This is a genomic window from Pseudogemmobacter humi, from assembly GCF_900609055.1.
Classification (GTDB): Bacteria; Pseudomonadota; Alphaproteobacteria; order Rhodobacterales; family Rhodobacteraceae; genus Pseudogemmobacter; species Pseudogemmobacter humi.
Genome location: NZ_UXAW01000081.1, coordinates 56,527 through 74,677, shown reverse-complemented (window position 1 = coordinate 74,677; position 18,151 = coordinate 56,527). Strand labels below are relative to the sequence as shown.

Here is an 18,151-nt window from a genome sequence, read left to right as displayed (position 1 = left end):
CGCTGATCTTACCTTGGGGGAATGGAGGACCTTGCCCCGCTCATCGACCCGTTCGCCCGCGCCATCCGCTATCTGCGGGTGTCGGTCACCGACCGCTGCGATTTCCGCTGCACCTATTGCATGGCGGAACATATGACCTTTTTGCCCAAGGCCGACCTGCTGACGCTGGAGGAACTGGACCGGCTCTGCTCGGCCTTTGTGGGTCTCGGGGTGCAGAAACTGCGCGTCACCGGGGGCGAGCCGCTGGTGCGGCGCGGCATCATGACCTTCTTCGAATCGATGGCCCGGCATCTGCAAAGCGGCGCCCTGCACGAGCTGACGCTGACCACCAACGGCAGCCAGCTTGCCCGTTACGCGCAGCCTTTGGCGGATCTGGGGGTGCGGCGGATCAATGTCTCGCTCGACACGCTCATACCCGAGAAATTCGCCGCGATCACCCGCTGGGGGCGGCTCGCCCAGGTGCTCGACGGCATCGCGGCGGCAAAGGCGGCGGGGATCCGGGTCAAGATCAACACCGTGGCGCTGAAGGGCGTGAACGAGGAGGAGCTGTTCCCGCTGCTTGACTGGTGCGCGCGCGAGGATCACGACCTGACCTTCATCGAGGTCATGCCGATGGGCGATCTGGGCGGCGAGGACCGGCTCGACCAGTACTGGAGCCTGCGCGATCTGCGCGACCGACTGTCCGGGCGTTTCACCCTGACCGATCTGGCCGAGCGCAGCGGCGGCCCGGCGCGCTACGTGCGGATCATGGAGACCGGGCAGAAGATCGGCTTCATCACGCCGCTCACGCATAATTTCTGCGAAAGCTGCAACCGGGTGCGGCTGACCTGCACGGGCGAGCTGTATATGTGCCTCGGCCAGGAGGATATGGCCGATCTGCGCGCGCCGCTGCGCGCCCACCCGGACGATCCGCGCCCGCTGGAACAGGCGATCCGCGCGGCGATCGCGCGCAAGCCGAAGGGTCACGATTTCGACTATACCCGCCAAAGGGTCCGCGGCCAGATGAGCCGCCACATGAGCCACACCGGCGGCTGATCCCGGGTAACCGGCGGGCGTCCGGGGCGCATTCCCTCACCCCCTGACGCCCGCAGGGCTTTTGCCGGCCGACGCGAGGGAACGCCGTCCGGCAAAAGCCCGATGACAGCGGCGGGACCCTGCCCCGCCGCCGGTTCTTACTTGGTCAGGATCAGCTTGCCCTGACGGGTGATGCGCAGGGTATAGACCTGACCGTCGAGCACGATCTTGGCGAGCGAGCCGCCCTCGGTCAGCACGCGGGCCTCATGCACCGGCGTGGCGTCGCCCTGGAGCCAGGGGGTCAGGATGGATTCAGGATGTGCATTCATTTCGCGGCTCCCATACGTTCGATCAATGCTTCAAGCGCCGCCGCAGGCGCCGTTCCGGCAGCCGCCCGATGCAGCAGTTCGGCCAAAGGAAACCGCTCACCCGTGTCGGATCGGGGCATGGTCTTCTCCATCGCGTGTGAAGGTCTGGCTGGCCCGGCTCACGGCGGAGCGGGTCTGGCTGCGTCAAAAATTCCTGACTGATTTACTTTTTCATGTCAAGCGGCTTCTCGGCACCAACAGCAATATCCTGCGCGCATCCGCTGTTGTAGCTGTAGCGTGACACGGAATTTTGCACGGTTTGACAGAAAGGCTTGCAGCAGCGCGATTTTGGCCGGGCGATAGCGTCGCCTGCACCCCCGGCCGTTTGCCTCAGTGGCAGGCCGGGCAGCATCACAGAACCGGATGGCCATCGTCAGGAAAACGCTCCCCCGGAGTTCTTTCCGATCTTCCTCCGCGCTGCATAGCGGCGGGCGTCCATTGTGAGCGGCCCCGGTTGTCCGGCCAGATCAGCAGAGAGCGGCGCTGCTTCAGGGCGTCGTTGCGGGCTGCCGGGTCGTCCTGCGGCAGCAGGCTTGCTCATGACATCGGCCTGACAGCACAGATCCGCAGCGAAAAGCCTGCCTAAAAAGACTTCTGCAACAACACCTGGCCAGCCCGAACATAATACCCCACCCGCAAGGTTTGCGGGTGGGGTCAACATTTAGCGCAGGGGCGGGCGGAAAACCGGCCCTCCCTGTTCGCAGCGGGCCCTTCAGCCCCGGATCATCGCCCAGATCTGATCCTTGATCCGCGAGCGGTTGCGGCGCAGGCCGTCCTCGTGCTCTTCCGATACCGCGTCGATCCGGCTCTCGGCGCGGTGAACCTTGTCGTTCACCTCGTCATATTCCTCCAGCAGTTTCGCAAAGCGCGCGTTCGAGGTCTTCAGCTCGGTGATGCGGGCGGCCTCGCCCGGGAATTCCTCTTGCAGCGTATGCGGTGTGTTCGACATGAATCGTCTCCTTCCTTGGTTGCCCTCAGGCTAAAGCGCGATCCGCGACATCACTTTGACCCTGATCAAATCAGCGCTGACTGGTGGCCCAGGCCGGGTTGATCCAGGGCTCCTGGTTCGACGCCGCCAGCGGCGCGCGGCCGAGGATATGGTCGGCGGCCTTCTCGCCGGTCATGATCGAGGGGCCGTTGAGGTTGCCGTTCGTCACCTGGGGGAAGATCGAACTGTCGGCGAGCCGCAGCCCTTCGACCCCGATCACCCGGCATTCGGGGTCGACCACCGCCATCGGATCGTCGCGCCGCCCCATCCGGGCGGTGCCGCAGGGGTGATAGGCGCTTTCCGCATGGTCGCGGATGAAGGCGTCGATCTCGTCATCCGTCTGCACCCCGGGGCCCGGCTGGATCTCGGCTTTCACGAAAGGCGCCATCGGGCCCTGGGCAAAGATCTCGCGCGTCAGCCGCACGCAGGCGCGGAAATCCTCCCAGTCCCCGGGGTCCGACATGTAGTTGAAGCGGATCACCGGGGCGTCCTCGGGCCGGGCAGAGCGCAAAGTCACGCTGCCGCGCGATTTCGAGCGCATCGGCCCGACATGGACCTGGAAGCCATGGCCGCCCGCCGCCGCCTTGCCGTCGTAGCGCACGGCGATCGGCAGGAAGTGATACTGGATGTCGGGGTATTCGATCCCGGCGCGCGAGCGGATGAAGGCGCAGGCCTCGAACTGGTTCGAGGTGCCGGGGCCGCGGCCCAGAAACAGCCAGTTGGCGCCGACCCAGGCCTTGCCGAAGACATTCCAGTATTTATACAAAGTGACCGGCTGCGCGGCCTGGAACTGCATGTAGATCTCCATATGGTCCTGGAGATTGGCGCCGACGCCGGGGCGGTCGGCGACGACCTCGATCCCGTGTTCGCGCAGATGCGCCGCCGGGCCGATCCCCGACAGCATCAGCAGTTTCGGCGAATTGATCGAGGAGGCCGCAAGGATCACCTCGCGCCCGGCGCGGATCACCTGGCGCCCGGCCTTGGTGTCGATCTCGACCCCGGTGGCGCGGCCATTCTCGATCACCACCCGGCGGGCGAAGCCACGCGTCACGCGGACATTGCCGGTTTTGATCGCCGGTTTCAGATAGGCATTGGCGGCGGACCAGCGGCGGCCCTTCCAGATCGTGGCCTCCATCGGGCCGAAGCCCTCCTGCTGCCGGCCGTTGTAATCCTGGGTGACGGGATAGCCCGCCGCCTCGCCCGAGCGGATGAAGGCATCGAACAATGGATTGCTGCGCGGGCCGCGGGTGATGTGGAGCGGCCCCGAGGTGCCGCGCCAGTCAGGCCCCGAGCCGCCATGCGACTGCTCCATCCGTTTGAAATAGGGCAGCACATCGGCGTAAGACCAGCCGGTGGCGCCCATATCGGCCCAGGTGTCGAAATCCTTCGCATGGCCCCGCACATAGACCATGCCGTTGATCGAGGACGAGCCGCCGATCACCTTGCCGCGCGGCGTCGCGAGGCGGCGGCCGCCCAGATGCGGCTCGGGTTCGGACTGAAAACCCCAGTCGTAGATCCCCATGTTCATCGGATAGGACAAAGCGCCCGGCATCTGGATGAACGGCCCGAAATCCGAGCCGCCGTGTTCGATCACCGTCACCTTTTTCCCGGCCTCGGCCAGTCGGTAAGCCATGGCGCAGCCCGCCGACCCCGCGCCTACGATCACATATTCCGCATCCATGCCGCGCTTCCCCTGTCCCTCGGGCAAACTTCTGCCGCAGCCGGAAAACGGGTTCCGGCTCCGGGCGTTCGCCCCTGTCCGCGATGTTTTTGCCGGGCGCTCCGGCCGCTCAGTAAGGTGCGTCCACCGGGTTCAGGCCCAGATAGACGCTTTTGATCTGCGAATAATGCCCGATGGCCGCATGGCCGTTCTCGCGCCCGACGCCCGAGAGTTTGACGCCGCCGAAGGGCGCCTCGACCGGCGTCAGGTTATAGGCGTTGATCCAGCAGGTGCCGGCCTCAAGCTGGCCGATCACCCGATGGGCGCGGGCGATGTCGCGGGTGAACACCCCGGCGGCGAGGCCGAAATCCGTGGCGTTGGCGCGGGCGATCACCTCGTCCTCGCTGTCGAAATCCAGAACCGCCATCACCGGGCCGAACACCTCTTCGCGGGCGAGTTCCATCCCGTCGGTGACATCCGCGAAGACCGTGGGTTCCACGAACCAGCCACCGTTCGCCGGGCCGCGCCCGCCGCCGGTGACCAGAAGCGCGCCTTCCGCCGTCGCGCGGGTCACATAGCCCATGACCTTCTCAAGCTGCGCCGCCGAGACGAGGGGGCCCATCTGGGTGGCCTCGTCCATCGGATCGCCAAGGCGGATCGCCTGCGCGCGTTCGGAGAGCCGCGCGAGGAAGCGCTCACGGATGCCCTTCTGCACGAAAACGCGGGTACCGTTCGAGCAGACCTGGCCCGCCGAGTAGAAATTCGCCAGCATCGCCGCGCCGACCGCATCCTCAAGGCTGGCGTCGTCGAAGATGATCAGCGGCGACTTGCCGCCAAGCTCCATGGTGACGTGGCGCAGCCCCTCGGCCGCTTTGGCATAGACCTTCTGCCCGGTCGGAACCGAGCCGGTCAGCGAGACCTTGGCCACCCGAGGGTCGGAAATCAGCGCGGCGCCCACCGCTCCCCTGCCCTGCACCACGTTGAACAGGCCCGGCGGCAGGCCCGCCTCGATGAAGATCTCTGCCAGCCTCAACGCGCCAAGCGGCGTGGTCTCGGACGGTTTGAACACCATCGCATTGCCCATGGCCAGCGCAGGCGCGGATTTCCAGCAGGCGATCTGGCTGGGATAGTTCCAGGCCCCGATGCCGACGCAAAGGCCGAGCGGCTCGCGCAATGTGTAGACCATATCGCCGCCCAGGGGGATCGTCTCGCCGGTGACGGTCGGCGCCAGGCCCGCGAAATATTCCAGCGCATCGGCGCCGCTCGGCCAGTCGGCCACCCGGGTCTCCTGGATCGGCTTGCCGGTGTCGAGCGTCTCCAGCCGCGCCAGTTCCTCGCCCTGCTCGCGGATGATCGCGGCGGCGCGTGACAGCACCCGGGCGCGTTCGACCGGGCGCAGCGCGCCCCAGGCCTTCTGCGCCTGCGCGCCCGCGGCCAGCGCGCGTTCGATCAGCGCGGGCGTCGCCTCGTGCAGCCGGGCGATCACCTCGCCGGTCGCCGGGTAGAGCACCTCGATCACCGCCCCCGCCGTGTCCTCGACATATTCGCCGCCGATGAAATGGCTGGCCTTCGGTTGCGCCTTCATTCCCGTCCCGCCTTCATCAGTTCCGCATCCAGATATGACAGCGCCATGGTCACCGCCGCCCGCCCGTCGGGCGTGCCGGATTTCAGCACCTCGCGCAGATAAAGCCCGTCGATCATCGCCCCGAGCGCCTCGGCCAGTTCCCGCGCGCGCCCACCCACCATCGGGCGCAGCGCGGTCAGCAGATTCGACCGCAGCCGCCCCTGGTAGATCGCCAGCAGCCGCCGCGCGCCGTCCGAGGTCTGCGCCAGCACCCAGAAGTTCAGCCAGGCCCCGACCACCTCGCGGCGGAAATTCCCTGCGCTGAACGAGGCGCGCAGAATCGCCCTCACCCGCGCCTCGGGGCCTTCGGCCACGGCAAGCGCGCCGCGCACCTCGGCCCCGTAAAGCGTGAGAACATGGCGCATGGCGGCAAGAAACATTTCCTCTTTGGAACCAAAGTAATGATGCGCCAGCGCAGGCGACATGCCCGCGCGTTTCGCGATCTGGCTGACCGTCACGTCGAGCGAGCCCGAGCGGCCGATCTCGACGATGGTGGCTTTGATCAGCGCATCCTTTCGGATAGGCTCCATTCCAAGCTTCGGCATATCCCGGACCCAACAAAACTCTTGCATTACGGGAAGAGCATGAAGTTTATTGACTCGTCAATCAACAATAACCTGATAACTGACACCGGGAGCTGAAATGAAACTTCGTTCCATCCTTCTCGCCACCACCCTGAGCATCGGCATGGCCGGCGGCGCCTTCGCCGCGGGCTGCGACAAGATCGTGTTTTCCGATGTCGGCTGGACCGACATCACCGCCACCACCGCCGCCACCACCCTGGTGCTGAGCGCGCTCGGCTACGAGACCGAGATCAAGGTGCTCTCGGTTCCGGTGACCTATGCGGGTCTGGCCAACGGCGATGTGGACATCTTCCTCGGCAACTGGATGCCGACGATGGAGGGCGACATCGCCCCCTACCGCGAGGCCGGCACCGTCGACACCGTGCGCACCAATCTGGAAGGCGCGAAATACACGCTGGCGACCAATGCACCGGGCGCCGCGCTCGGGATCAGCGATTTCGCCAATATCAGGGACCAGGCCGCGGCGCTGGACGGCAAGATCTACGGGATTGAGGCCGGCAACGACGGCAACCGCCTGATCATCGAGATGATTGAGGGCGATCAGTTCGGCCTTGGCGGCTTCGATATCGTCGAAAGCTCGGAACAGGGGATGCTGGCGCAGGTCGACCGCAACACCTCGGGCGACAAGCCGATCGTCTTCCTCGCCTGGGAGCCGCATCCGATGAACGCCAATTTCGCGATCACCTATCTCTCGGGCGGCGACGATGTGTTCGGCCCCGATTTCGGCGGTGCCATCGTCAACACCAACACCCGCAAGGGCTATGTCGCCGAATGCCCGAACACCGGCAAGTTCCTCGAAAACCTGCAATTCTCGCTGGCGATGGAAAACGAGATCATGGGCGCGATCCTCAATGACAGCGCCGATCCCGCCGATGCGGCGAAGGCCTGGCTCACCGCCAATCCCGACGCATGGAAGCCCTGGCTCGACGGCGTGACCGCGAAGGATGGCGGCGATGCCGTGGCCGCGGTCGAAGCCGCGCTGAACTGACCTCATCGGGCGGGGGCCGCCGCGCCCCCGCCTCCTTTTGCGGGTGACAGGCGGGCATGGATTTCGACATTCCAAAAATTCCGGTCGGCCCCACGGCGAAATCCGTGGTGGACTGGCTCAAGACGCATCTGGGCGGGCTGTTCGACGCGATCAGCGACGGGCTGAGCTGGCTGATCAGTGCCACGCTCGATCTGCTGCAATATCCGCATCCGCTGGTGGTGGTGGCGATCCTGGTGGCTTTGTCCTGGTGGTTTCAGCGGTCGTGGAAGATCTGCCTCCTCGTGCTGGTCGGCTTCCTGTTCATCCTGAACCAGAACTACTGGAAGGCCACGACCGAAAGCCTTGTCCTGCTGCTTTATGCCTGCATCTTCTGCATGGCGATCGGAGTGCCGGTCGGCATCGCCGCCGCCCACCGGCCCCGGCTTTACGCCGCTTTGTCGCCGGTGCTCGATCTGATGCAGACGCTGCCGACCTTCGTCTATCTGATCCCGGCGGTGGTGTTCTTCGGGCTGGGCATGGTGCCGGGGCTGCTGGCGACGGTGGTCTTCGTGCTGCCCGCGCCGATCCGGCTGACGTATCTCGGCGTCTCCTCGACCCCGACCGCGCTGACCGAGGCCGCGACCGCGTTCGGCGCCACACCGCGGCAGAAGCTGCTTAAGGTGGAACTGCCCTGGGCGCTGCCGCAGATCATGGTCGGGCTGAACCAGACCATCATGCTGTCCCTGTCGATGGTGGTGATCGCCGCGATGGTCGGCGCGAACGGGCTGGGGATCCCGGTGGTGCGCGCGCTGCAACAGGGCAATACCGCGCTCGGGTTCGAATCGGGGTTCATCATTGTGGTGGTGGCGGTCGTCCTCGACCGGATGCTGCGGGTGAGGCAGAAATGACCGTGAAGAACGCCGTCGAATTCGACAAAGTGTCCATCGTCTTCGGCGATCACCCCGGACGCGCGCTGCCGCTGATGGATCAGGGCCTGTCGCGCGCCGAGATCCAGACCCGGACCGGCCAGGTGCTCGGCGTCCACGATTGCAGCCTGACGGTGGCCGAGGGCGAGATCCTCGTGCTGATGGGCCTGTCGGGCTCGGGCAAGTCCACGCTGCTGCGGGGTGTGAACGCGCTCAATCCGGTGGTCAGGGGCGAGGTGCGGGTCCATGACGGCAACGGCATGGTCTCGGTCACCCATGCCGATCCGGTGACGCTGCGCCGCCTGCGCGCCACCCGCATCGCCATGGTGTTCCAGCAGTTCGGCCTGCTGCCCTGGCGCACGGTCAGGGACAACGTGGGCCTCGGCCTCGAACTCGCGGGCATAGCGGAAGCCGAGCGGCGCGCGCGCGTCGACCGCCAGCTTGAACTGGTGAACCTCAGCCAGTGGGCCGGCCGCAAGGTGGGCGAGCTGTCGGGCGGGATGCAGCAGCGCGTCGGCCTCGCCCGCGCCTTCGTCACCGAAGCGCCGATCCTTCTGATGGACGAGCCGTTCTCGGCGCTCGACCCGCTGATCCGGGCCCGGCTCCAGGACGAGCTGCTCGACCTTCAGGCCAAGCTCAAACGCACCATCGTCTTCGTCAGCCACGATCTCGACGAGGCGTTCAAGATCGGCAACCGCATCGCGCTGATGGAGGGCGGGCGGATCGTGCAATGCGGCACCGCGCGCGAGATCATCGCCAATCCGGTCTCGGAATACGTCGCCGATTTCGTGGCGCATATGAACCCGCTCGGCGTGCTGACCGCGCGCGACGTGATGGAGACCGGCGCCGCCCCCCTGCCCGCCGGGCGCGAGATCGGCCCGGAAACCCCGGTCCGCGCGGTGATGGAGGCGATCGCCTCGGGCACCGAAACCCTCGCCGTGGTCGAAGGCGGCGCAAGGATCGGCACCGTCCGCGCCGGCGGCATCCTCGGCAAACTGCTGAACCCGCGCGGCTGAAACAAAAGAAGGGCCGCTCCGGCCCCTCTCCCCGCCCAAAACAAAGCAGCTTTCACCCTGGCCGAAATACATCCGCCGCCCGGCAACGGGCGTCCGCCGCAGCCCCGGCCCCGAACAAGACCCGCCGCAAGCCCTTTCATCCTGACCCAAATACCCCCGCCGGAGGCATCCGCCGCCCGGCGGCAGACGACCGGCTCAGCCGAGCGCGTAGCCCGCGCCCCTCACCGTGCGCACCGGATCTTCGCCGCCGAACTGCATCAGCGACTTTCTCAGCCGCCCGACATGAACGTCCACCGTGCGGGTGTCGACATAGATGTCGCGGCCCCAGACCCGGTCCAGCAACTGCTCGCGCGACCAGACCCTTCCGGGCTTTTCCATCATCGTGGTCAGCAGCCGGAACTCGGTCGGGCCCAGTTTCAGCACCTTGTCCGAGCGGTAGACCCGATGGGTCTCGGGATCGAGCCGGATATCGTCGTATTCCAGCACCACCCCCGCGACCGAGGGCCGGACCCGGCGCAATTGCGCCCGCGCCCGCGCCATCAGTTCCAGCACCGAATAGGGCTTGATCACGTAATCATCCGCCCCGGTCTCCAGCCCGCGGATCCGGTCCACCTCTTCGGCCCGGGCCGAGAGCATGATGATCGGAATCCCCCGTGTCTCGGGCCGCATCTTCAGCCGCCGGCAGACTTCGATCCCCGAGAGTTTCGGCATCATCCAGTCGAGAATGATGATGTCGGGCACCTCTTCCTCGACGAGAAGCATCGCATCCTCGCCATTGTCGGCGGTAACCACCCGGAAGCCTTCGGCATCGAGATTATAGGCCAGGACCTCCCGCTGCGCGGGCTCGTCCTCGACCAGAAGCACAACCGGCCTGCCATCCTGCGCCATATATTCCGCTCCTGTCCGTCAGTCGGCCGCTGCGACCGCATCGTGTTTGGGCCGGTCGTCCGAGGGCAGTTCCCCCTCGACCAGATAGATCACCTGCTCGGCGATGCCGGTGGCGTGATCGCCGACCCGCTCGATGTTCTTGGCGATGAAATGCAGATGCATGCTGGCGGTGATGGTGCGCGGATCCTCCAGCATATAGGTCAGAAGCTGGCGGAACAGCCCGCCATACATCTGGTCGATCTCCTGGTCGCGCAGCCGCACCTCGCGCGCCTTCACCGCATCGCGGGCGATATAGGCGTCCAGCGCATCCGACATCTGCTGCACCACCAGCTTCGCCATCCGCCGCACCGTGCCCGTGGCGGTGCCGACCGGCGGCGTCTGCATCAGCACGAGACTGCGCTTGGCCAGGTTCTTGGCATAATCCCCCGCCCGTTCCAGCGCGGACGCCAGACGCATCACCGTCAGCACGGTGCGCAGATCGCGCGCGGCGGGCGCGCGCTGCGCGATGATGCGGGCGCATTCGGTCTGGATCATCTCTTCCAGCGCGTCGATCGCCTTGTCGCCCGCGCGCACCTTTTCGGCCAGGGCCTCGTCGCGCAGATCCAGCGCCTCGGAGGCATCGAGCAGGGCCTTTTCCACCAGCCCGCCCATCTTCATGACCTGGGCCTGGACGCTTTCGAGATCCTTGTCGAAGGCGCTTACGATATGACGGTCGTTCATCTGTGCTCTCCTGCGCGCTCAGCCGATGCGGCCGGTGATATAGGCTTCGGTGCGCGGATCCTTCGGATTGGTGAAGATCTGCGAGGTGTCGCCCTGCTCCACCAGGTTGCCCAGATGGAAGAAGGCGGTCTTCTGGCTGACGCGGGCGGCCTGCTGCATCGAATGGGTCACGATCACCACGCTGAAATTCGAGCGCAATTCGTCGATCAGTTCCTCGACCTGGGCGGTGGCGATCGGGTCGAGCGCCGAACAGGGCTCGTCCATCAACAGAACCTCGGGGCTGGTCGCCACCGCGCGCGCGATGCACAGGCGCTGCTGCTGGCCGCCCGACAACCCGGTGCCGGGCGCATGCAGGCGGTCCTTCACCTCGTTCCACAGCGCCGCCTTGCGCAGGCTCTGCTCCACCACCTCGTCGAGTTCGGCCCGGTTGCGGGTCAGCCCGTGAATGCGCGGCCCGTAAGCCACGTTGTCGTAGATCGACTTCGGGAAGGGATTGGGTTTCTGGAACACCATGCCGACCTTGGCGCGCAACTGCACCGGATCGACGCGCTTGTCGTAGATGTTCTCACCCTCAAGCTCGATGGTGCCGAGGACGCGGCAAATCGGGATGGTGTCGTTCATCCGGTTCAGCGTGCGCAGGAAAGTCGATTTCCCGCAGCCCGAGGGGCCGATGAACGCCGTCACCGCCTTGTCGGGAATGTCGATGTTCACATCGCGGATGGCCTGGGCCTCGCCATACCACACCTGCACGTCCCGCGCGGTGATCCTCGCCTCGGTATTGTCCACGGCGCGCTCCACAGTTCGCATGTCGTTCATGATGATATACTCATTTTTCCCGGGCGCGTTACCAGCGGCGTTCAAATTTGCGGCGCAGCAGGATCGCGGTGACGTTCATGGCAAGAAGAAAGACCAGCAGCACGATGATCGCCCCGTTCGAGCGTTCGATGAAGGCCGGGTCCGAGCGCGTGGCCCAGGAATAGACCTGCACCGGCAGCGCGGTCGCGGGATCGAGGATGCCGCCGTCGAGCGGGCCCGACGGATGGTTGGACACGAAGGCCACCATGCCGATCAGCAGCAGGGGCGCCGTCTCGCCAAGCGCCGAGGCGAGGCCGAGGATGGTGCCGGTCAGGATGCCGGGCATCGCCAGCGGCAGAACGTGGTGGAACACGGTCTGCATTCTCGACGCCCCCACCCCGAGCGCCGCGTCGCGGATCGAGGGCGGCACCGCGCGGATCGAGGCGCGGGTGGCGATGATCACCGTGGGCAGGGTTTGCAGGCTGAGGACCAGCGCGCCCACCAGCGAGGACGATTGCGGAAAGCCGGCGAAATTGATGAAGATCGCAAGGCCGAGGATGCCGTAGACGATCGAGGGCACCGCGGCCAGGTTGGCGATGTTCACCTCGATCAGATCGGTGAATCTGTTCTTCGGCGCGAATTCCTCAAGATAGATCGAAGAGGCCACGCCGACCGGCACGCACATGATCAGCACCAGCACCATCATGAAGGCCGAGCCGATGATCGCGACGCCAAGCCCCGCGGCTTCGGGCCGCTGGTCCGAGGCGTCGGGATTGGTCAGGAAGTTCCAGTTCCAGGACAGCCCCAGCATGCCCGCATCCTTCAGCCGGTCGGCAAGGACAAGCTGTTCGGTGGTGACATTGCCGTCGCGCTCGGCCGATTGCATGGTGACGCGGCCCTTCAGATAGCCGTCGATCCGCCCGCCCGCCAGCACCGTCACTTCGATGGTCTGGCCCAGAAGGCCCGGCTCTGCCAGCACGCGCGCGCGCAATTCGCCCGGCCCCGCCTTGGACAGCATCGTCCTGATATCCTTTTCGGGGATATCCGCGGTCTGGATGCCCTTCTCTGCCAGCGCGGCGAGGAAGGCGCCTTCCAGAACCTTGCCGTAAGTGACGGTGGTCTGTTTCACCATCTCGTCGCGGCTGCGGTTCCCGGCCGGGTCCAGCACCTGCGCCTCCAGCGTGACCGGAAAGCTCAGCTTGGCCTGGAAGAAGGCGGAGCTGCCGTCGCGGAAGATGGTGAACAGCATCAGCGCCAGCACCGAGAGGCTTGCGACGATCGCGGTAAGGCCGAGCCAGCGGAAGATGCCCTCGATGCGGTTGCGGCGCCTCATCCGGTCGCTGGCGACCAGGATCGAGCCGCGCTTCGGCTCGCCCGGGAGGGTTGCGGTGGTATCGCTCATTCGTATTGCTCCCGGTATTTGCGCACGATCCAGACCGCCAGCACGTTCAGGCACAGCGTGATGACGAACAAGGTCATGCCAAGCGCGAAGGCCACCAGCGTCTCGGGGCTGTGGAAATCGGTGTCGCCGGTCAGCTGGCCGACGATCTTCACCGTCATCGTGGTCATCGCCTCGAACGGGTTCAGGCTCAGCTTCGCCGCCGCGCCCGCGCCCATCACCACGATCATCGTCTCGCCGATGGCGCGGCTGGCGCCCATCAGGATCGCGCCTGCGATCCCCGGCAGCGCCGCGGGCAGCACCACCTGGCGGATGGTTTCCGATCTGGTCGCGCCGATCCCGAACGATCCGTCGCGCAAGGACTGCGGCACCGCGTTGATGATGTCGTCCGACAAGGACGAGATGAAGGGGATGTTCAGGATGCCGATCACCACCCCCGCCGTCATCACCGAAGACCCCGACGAGCCGAGGCCGAAGGGCTGGGCGAAGACATCGCGCAGGAACGGCCCCACGGTGATCAGCGCGAACAACCCGTAAACCACGGTGGGAATGCCGGCGATCACCTCGATCATCGGCTTGATCCAGGACCGGGTGCGTTTCGAGGCGTATTCCGCCAGGTAGATCGCCGCGAACAGGCCAAGCGGCACCGCGACCAGGAGCGCGATCACCGTGATATAGATCGTGCCCCAGAACAGCGGGATGAAGCCAAGCTCGGATCCGCCGCCGAATTTGGGGCTCCAGGTCAGGCCGAAGAAGAAATCCCCGATCGGATACTGGCGGAAGAAGTTGATGCTCTCGGACAGCATCGACCAGATGATGCCGATGGTGGTCAGGATGGCGATCAGCGAGGCCAGCATCAGCAGCCAGAGCACCACCTTCTCCACCCGGTTGCGGGCCCAGAAATCCGGCGCGATCCGTTTCAGCGCCCAGGCCAGCCCGCCAAGCGCCAGCGCGATGATCACGACGGCGCGAAGGGTGGCGGCGCGCGCGGTGGCCTCGCGGTAGTCCTTTGCGGCCGCCAGCACCTCGGGCGAGACCGCGGCGCCGAGCGCCACGCCCACCTCGCCCAGTTTCGCGCGCAGATCGGTGGCCGAAGCGTCGAGGGCGGCGATCGCGCCCTCGGTCAGCGCGCCCTGCGACAGCGCCACATCAAGGCCCGAGGCCACCCGGCGCACATCCGCCAGCGCAAGCTGCCGCGCCGCCGGGTCAGCCTGCACCGACTCGGGCAGGTGCGCCGCCACGCCCCGCTCGATCACGAGGGGCTGGATCACCAGCCACAGAAGCAGCACCAGAAAGCCCGGCACGAAGGCCAGGATCGCGGTATGCCAGCCGTAGAAGCCGGGCAGCGAATGCAGTTGTTTCGGATCGCCCCCGGCGACAGCCAGCGCACGCCGGCGGCCGAGGACATATCCGGCGGCGGCCAGCACCGCGAGGATCGTCAGAAGAAGCAGGACCGTCATGACCACGTCCGTTCGGGTTGCGGGAGCCCGTCTGCCGGGCCACTCCCTTCTGCGGTCGTCATGCTGCGGTTTTGTAACCCGCGTGTGACACTTTTCCGAAAACATGCGCGGCGGGGGGATGTTCCTGGCCGCGCAAGGCCGGGGCCGCGCGCGGCGGGCGGTGCCCCGTGACGACAGCGCCCGCCGCGCGACCCGGGCGCCTGCCCCGCGCTCTGCGCGCCCGGCCCCATCTCACGCGCAAGGAAAACCCGCGCGGGCCGGATCCCCGGCTGTCTGGGGGATGCTCTCGCCGGTCCCCGTCCCTGCCCTTATCTCCGAAACAGATTTCCCGCGAGGGCGGACGCCAGGGCTTGCCGCGACGCCCCGGGCGCGGAGGCGCCAGAGCCGTGGCAGTTCCCGCCCCGCATTCCGGCTGGCTTTCACGCCGCGCGGCGCGAGGTGCTTGCCGCTGCCGGACCCTCCAGCCGGTGGCGGCAAATACCGCCGCATTTCCTGGTGCAGATAGCGCGCCGCCCGGCGCCGGGGCCGCTGTCCGCCTTTGCCGGACCCATCCGGGCCGCGCGAGGGCGGTCCCTCGCGGGGGACAGGCGGCGCCGGAAAGCAGCGGATGTCATATACCCGCCCGCCTTCGCCCTCAGCCGGACGAGGCCAGCAGCCTGTCGATTTCCGCGCGCGCGGGCATGGCGCTTGCGGCGCCGGGGCCGGTCACGCTCAGCCCGGCGGTGGCGTTGCCGAAGCGCAGGGCCTCGTCCACGCTGCGGCCCTCGGCCAGGGCCAGCGCGAAGCCGCCGTTGAAGGCATCCCCCGCGCCGGTGGTCTCGACCACCTCGCCCACCCGCACCACCGGGACATGCAGGCTGCGGTGGCGGTCACGGAAAAGCACGCCGTTCGCGCCGAGCGTCACCACCACAGCCCCCACGCCGCGCGCAAGCAGCGCGTCGGCGGCGGCTTCGGCCTCGGGCAGGCTGCTCACCGGCAGGCCGGTCAGCAGTTCCGCCTCGGATTCGTTCGGGGTGATATAGTCGCAAAGCGCCAGCAGATCGTCGTCCAGCGCGGCCGCCGGGGCGGGATTCAGGATGGTGGTCACGCCCCCGGCGCGGGCGATCTCCAGCCCGCGGCGCGCGGCGGCAAGGGGTTGCTCCAGCTGGGTCACGAAGACCGCCGCCCCACGGATCAGATCCGCGCGGGCGTCGAGGTCTTCCGGCCCGATCCGCCCCCCCGCCCCCGGCGCGACGATGATCGCATTGTTGCCGGTGGCAGCCTCGATGAAGATGAAGGCCGATCCGGTATGGCTTTGCGCATCCTCGGTCACCTCGGGGATGACGCCTGCGTTTTGCCAGACCCCCCGCGCCAGCCGGGCGAAATCGTCGCGCCCCAGCCGGGTGATGAAATGCACCGCCGGGCCGCCCGAGGCCCGCGCCGCCGCCACCGCCTGATTCGAGCCCTTGCCGCCCGGCTCCAGCCGGAAATCCTGGCCCATCACCGTCTCGCCCAGCTTCGGCTGGCGGGCGGCGCGGTAGACCGCATCGGCGTTGAACAGGCCGAGGATGACGACGGGCTTTGCGGGCATGGGGCCTCCGGGGGTCAGGCGTCGGGCGCGATCACGCCCTTGCGGAACATGAAACAGCCGTAGAACCGGCGCTCGCCGGTGGCGATCACCGCATAGGCCTGTTTCGCGAGATCATAGAAGGCGAAGCGTTCGATCCCCGGCAGCGGGCGGGCGCGGCCCTCGGCGCGGTCGACCTCGGCCTGGACCTCGCGCTGCACCTCGGGCAGGGCGGCGGGATCGCCCACCACCTCCATCCGCCCGGCGAAATCGGGGACGAAATCATCCAGCGGCAGCAGCGACAGGATCGCCCGCGCGGCATCCGTGGCGCTCAGGTTCTCCATCGTCAGCGCGCGGCCCAAAGTGGTGTGGCGCGCGACCGAATCCGAGGGGAAATTCACATCCGTCAGGATCAGCATGTCGCCATGGCCCATGGCGCGCAGGGCGTGCAGCACATCCGCGTTCAGCCGGTGATCGATTCCCTTGAGCATATCGCGCCTCCAGACCCGGCCCGCAGGTTATGCGAGGCCCCGCAGCCCGTCCAGCCGCGCAGGGAAAAGCCGCGGGGTTTCCCCCGCGGCTGTCGTTGGGCGTAGCCGTTCGGATCTGGCCGTTCAGCCGAAGACGCGGGTCAGCGCCACGTCGATGGCGCCGGTGATCTCGTCGATGTCGTCGGCGGTGGCGATCAGCGGCGGCGACAGGCAGAGCGTGTTGTTGAACCCCGGCACCGAGCGGTTGGTCGCGCCGATGATCACGCCCTGGGCGCCGCATTCCGCGACCACCTGCTGCACCAGCTTTTCATCGGCGGGCTCTTTGGTCGCGCGGTCGGCCACCAGTTCGGCGCCGAGGAACAGGCCCTTGCCGCGCACATCGCCGATGATCCTGTGCTTCTCCATCAGCGCAGTCAGGTTGCCGAGGCAGCGCTCGCCCATCTTCTGCGTGTTTTCGATCAGGTTCTCGTCCTCGATGATGCGCATGTTTTCCAGCGCCGCCGCCGGCCCCGAGGTGCAGCCCCCGAAGGTCGAGATGTCGCGGAAATAGCTCATCGGATCGGCGGCGTCCTGTTTGAACAGATCGAACACCCGTTCGGTGGTGACGGTGCAGGAGATCGCCGCATAGCCCGAGGCCACGCCCTTGGCCATGGTCACGAAATCGGGCTTCACGCCGTAAAGCTGATAGCCGAACCAGGCGCCCGCCCGGCCCATGCCGCAGACCACCTCGTCGATATGCAGCAGGATATCGTATTTGCGGCAGATCTCCTGCACGCGCTCCCAATAGCCTTTCGGCGGCACGATCACGCCGCCCCCGGCGGTGACCGGCTCCAGCACCAGCGCGCCCACGGTGTCGGGGCCCTCGCGCAGGATCACCTCTTCGATGGCATCCGCCGCGCGCTCGCCGTAGTTCTCGACATCCCATTGCTTGCGGTATTCAAGGCAATGCGGCACCCGCACGAAACCCTCGGGATAGGGGCCGTATTGCTCGGCGCGCTGATCCTGGCCCGAGGTGGCGAGCGTGCCGATGGTGGTGCCGTGATAGTCGCGGTCGCGGTAGAGGATCTTCCACTTCCTGCCGCCATGCACCCGATGCGCGATCTGGCGCACCATCTTGTAGACCTTCTCGTTCGCCTCCGAGCCCGAGTTGGAATAATAGACCCGGCTCATGCCCGGCATCTTCGCGATCAGCTTCTCGGCGAACAGGGCGCCCGGCACCGAGCCCGCCGCCCCGGCGAAATAGTTCATCTTCAGCAGCTGCTCGTAAACCGCGCGGGCAATCGATTCGCGGCCGTAGCCGACGTTCACGGTCCAGACCCCGCCCGACACCGCGTCGAGATATTCCTTGCCCTTCGCGTCCCAGACCCTGAGGCCCTTGCCCTCGACGATCACCCGCGGATCCGCGGTCTCGAACGCCTTGTGCTGCACCAGATGGTGCCAGACATGGGCGCGGTCGGCTTCGATCACCCGCCCCATGTCGTTCATGCCCTGAATGCCTTCCATGGCCCGTGCCTTTCCCGACCAGAATTCGTTGCCGCGATTATCGCGGAAAACCCCGGCCGGGATTAGGGCCAGAACGCTGGCCGTATTATAGCCAGAGGCCGAAGCAGCGAAAACGCGGAAAGGTTGAAGGAAATCCTGCCCTCGGGGGCCGGGCGCGGCAAGGAATTCTTAAATCCCCAACGGCTATGGATGGGGCGAACGG

The 18,151-nt window shown here is 66.8% G+C and carries 18 protein-coding genes; 5 read left to right on the top strand and 13 right to left on the bottom strand.

All coding sequences use genetic code 11. The features are described 5' to 3' along the window. Nucleotides 1-21: 21 nt before the first annotated feature. On the top strand, nt 22-1,035 hold the full coding sequence (moaA, locus tag XINFAN_RS13565) for a GTP 3',8-cyclase MoaA (protein ID WP_124087406.1): 1,014 nt from the start codon (nt 22-24) through the stop codon (nt 1,033-1,035). 137 nt (nt 1,036-1,172) lie between these two features. Here the strand turns inward: moaA and XINFAN_RS13560 are convergent, their stop codons facing one another. Beyond that, the gene (locus XINFAN_RS13560; RefSeq protein ID WP_124087405.1) at nt 1,173-1,343 is read right to left on the bottom strand and encodes a hemin uptake protein HemP; all 171 of its coding nucleotides are present in this window, start codon (nt 1,341-1,343) and stop codon (nt 1,173-1,175) included. 136 nt (nt 1,344-1,479) lie between these two features. On the opposite strand from XINFAN_RS13560, the gene XINFAN_RS21765 reads away from it, so the two are divergent. After that, on the top strand, nt 1,480-1,623 hold the full coding sequence (locus tag XINFAN_RS21765) for a hypothetical protein (protein WP_160144622.1): 144 nt from the start codon (nt 1,480-1,482) through the stop codon (nt 1,621-1,623). 471 nt (nt 1,624-2,094) lie between these two features. Here XINFAN_RS21765 and XINFAN_RS13555 read toward each other — a convergent pair whose 3' ends face one another. The 4 genes from XINFAN_RS13555 to betI form a co-directional block, all read right to left on the bottom strand. Further along, entirely contained in the window at nt 2,095-2,331 is a 237-nt protein-coding gene (locus XINFAN_RS13555; protein ID WP_124087404.1) for an HP1242/YdcH family protein, read from the bottom strand. A gap of 70 nt (nt 2,332-2,401) precedes the next feature. Beyond that, nucleotides 2,402-4,051, bottom strand: a complete 1,650-nt coding sequence (gene betA, locus XINFAN_RS13550; protein WP_124087403.1) for a choline dehydrogenase — start codon at nt 4,049-4,051, stop codon at nt 2,402-2,404. A 109-nt stretch (nt 4,052-4,160) separates the two neighbouring features. Beyond that, complete coding sequence (gene betB, locus XINFAN_RS13545; RefSeq protein ID WP_124087402.1) at nt 4,161-5,615, bottom strand: betaine-aldehyde dehydrogenase; 1,455 nt, start codon at nt 5,613-5,615, stop codon at nt 4,161-4,163. Continuing rightward, nucleotides 5,612-6,199 (bottom strand): choline-binding transcriptional repressor BetI, encoded by a 588-nt coding sequence (betI, locus tag XINFAN_RS13540; protein ID WP_124087401.1) that lies wholly within the window; start codon nt 6,197-6,199, stop codon nt 5,612-5,614. The genes betB and betI overlap by 4 nt, the downstream gene beginning before the upstream one ends. Before the next feature lie 97 nt (nt 6,200-6,296). Between betI and choX the strand changes: the two genes are divergently transcribed. The 3 genes from choX to choV are packed head-to-tail and all read left to right on the top strand — an operon-like array spanning nt 6,297 to nt 9,147. Continuing rightward, nucleotides 6,297-7,226 (top strand): choline ABC transporter substrate-binding protein, encoded by a 930-nt coding sequence (gene choX / locus XINFAN_RS13535; protein ID WP_124087400.1) that lies wholly within the window; start codon nt 6,297-6,299, stop codon nt 7,224-7,226. A gap of 56 nt (nt 7,227-7,282) precedes the next feature. Then, nucleotides 7,283-8,113, top strand: a complete 831-nt coding sequence (choW, locus tag XINFAN_RS13530; protein WP_124087399.1) for a choline ABC transporter permease subunit — start codon at nt 7,283-7,285, stop codon at nt 8,111-8,113. Beyond that, nucleotides 8,110-9,147, top strand: a complete 1,038-nt coding sequence (gene choV / locus XINFAN_RS13525) for a choline ABC transporter ATP-binding protein (protein ID WP_124087398.1) — start codon at nt 8,110-8,112, stop codon at nt 9,145-9,147. Before choW ends, choV begins: the two co-directional genes overlap by 4 nt. A gap of 195 nt (nt 9,148-9,342) precedes the next feature. On the opposite strand, the gene phoB is transcribed toward choV, so the two are convergent. The 8 genes from phoB to tpa form a co-directional block, all read right to left on the bottom strand. After that, the gene (gene phoB, locus XINFAN_RS13520) at nt 9,343-10,035 is read right to left on the bottom strand and encodes a phosphate regulon transcriptional regulator PhoB (protein ID WP_124087397.1); all 693 of its coding nucleotides are present in this window, start codon (nt 10,033-10,035) and stop codon (nt 9,343-9,345) included. Between the two features lie 18 nt (nt 10,036-10,053). Further along, the gene (gene phoU, locus XINFAN_RS13515) at nt 10,054-10,755 is read right to left on the bottom strand and encodes a phosphate signaling complex protein PhoU (protein ID WP_124087396.1); all 702 of its coding nucleotides are present in this window, start codon (nt 10,753-10,755) and stop codon (nt 10,054-10,056) included. 18 nt (nt 10,756-10,773) lie between these two features. Beyond that, nucleotides 10,774-11,571, bottom strand: coding sequence for a phosphate ABC transporter ATP-binding protein PstB (pstB, locus tag XINFAN_RS13510; RefSeq protein WP_124087395.1), 798 nt, complete (start codon nt 11,569-11,571; stop codon nt 10,774-10,776). A 28-nt stretch (nt 11,572-11,599) separates the two neighbouring features. Then, nucleotides 11,600-12,952 carry a phosphate ABC transporter permease PstA gene (gene pstA / locus XINFAN_RS13505; RefSeq protein WP_124087394.1) on the bottom strand — a complete coding sequence of 451 codons (1,353 nt, stop codon included), beginning with the start codon at nt 12,950-12,952 and terminating at the stop codon, nt 11,600-11,602. Further along, a complete protein-coding gene (pstC, locus tag XINFAN_RS13500; RefSeq protein WP_124087393.1) occupies nt 12,949-14,409 on the bottom strand; it encodes a phosphate ABC transporter permease subunit PstC in 1,461 nt (486 codons plus the stop codon). The genes pstA and pstC overlap by 4 nt, the downstream gene beginning before the upstream one ends. 634 nt (nt 14,410-15,043) lie before the next feature. Continuing rightward, nucleotides 15,044-15,979, bottom strand: coding sequence for a ribokinase (gene rbsK, locus XINFAN_RS13495; RefSeq protein ID WP_124087392.1), 936 nt, complete (start codon nt 15,977-15,979; stop codon nt 15,044-15,046). A 14-nt stretch (nt 15,980-15,993) separates the two neighbouring features. Beyond that, nucleotides 15,994-16,446: an RbsD/FucU family protein gene (locus tag XINFAN_RS13490; RefSeq protein ID WP_124087391.1), complete on the bottom strand. Its 453-nt coding sequence runs from the start codon at nt 16,444-16,446 to the stop codon at nt 15,994-15,996. Nucleotides 16,447-16,569: 123 nt separating this feature from the next. After that, nucleotides 16,570-17,949, bottom strand: coding sequence for a hypotaurine--pyruvate aminotransferase Tpa (tpa, locus tag XINFAN_RS13485; RefSeq protein WP_124087390.1), 1,380 nt, complete (start codon nt 17,947-17,949; stop codon nt 16,570-16,572). Between the last annotated feature and the right edge of the window lie 202 nt (nt 17,950-18,151).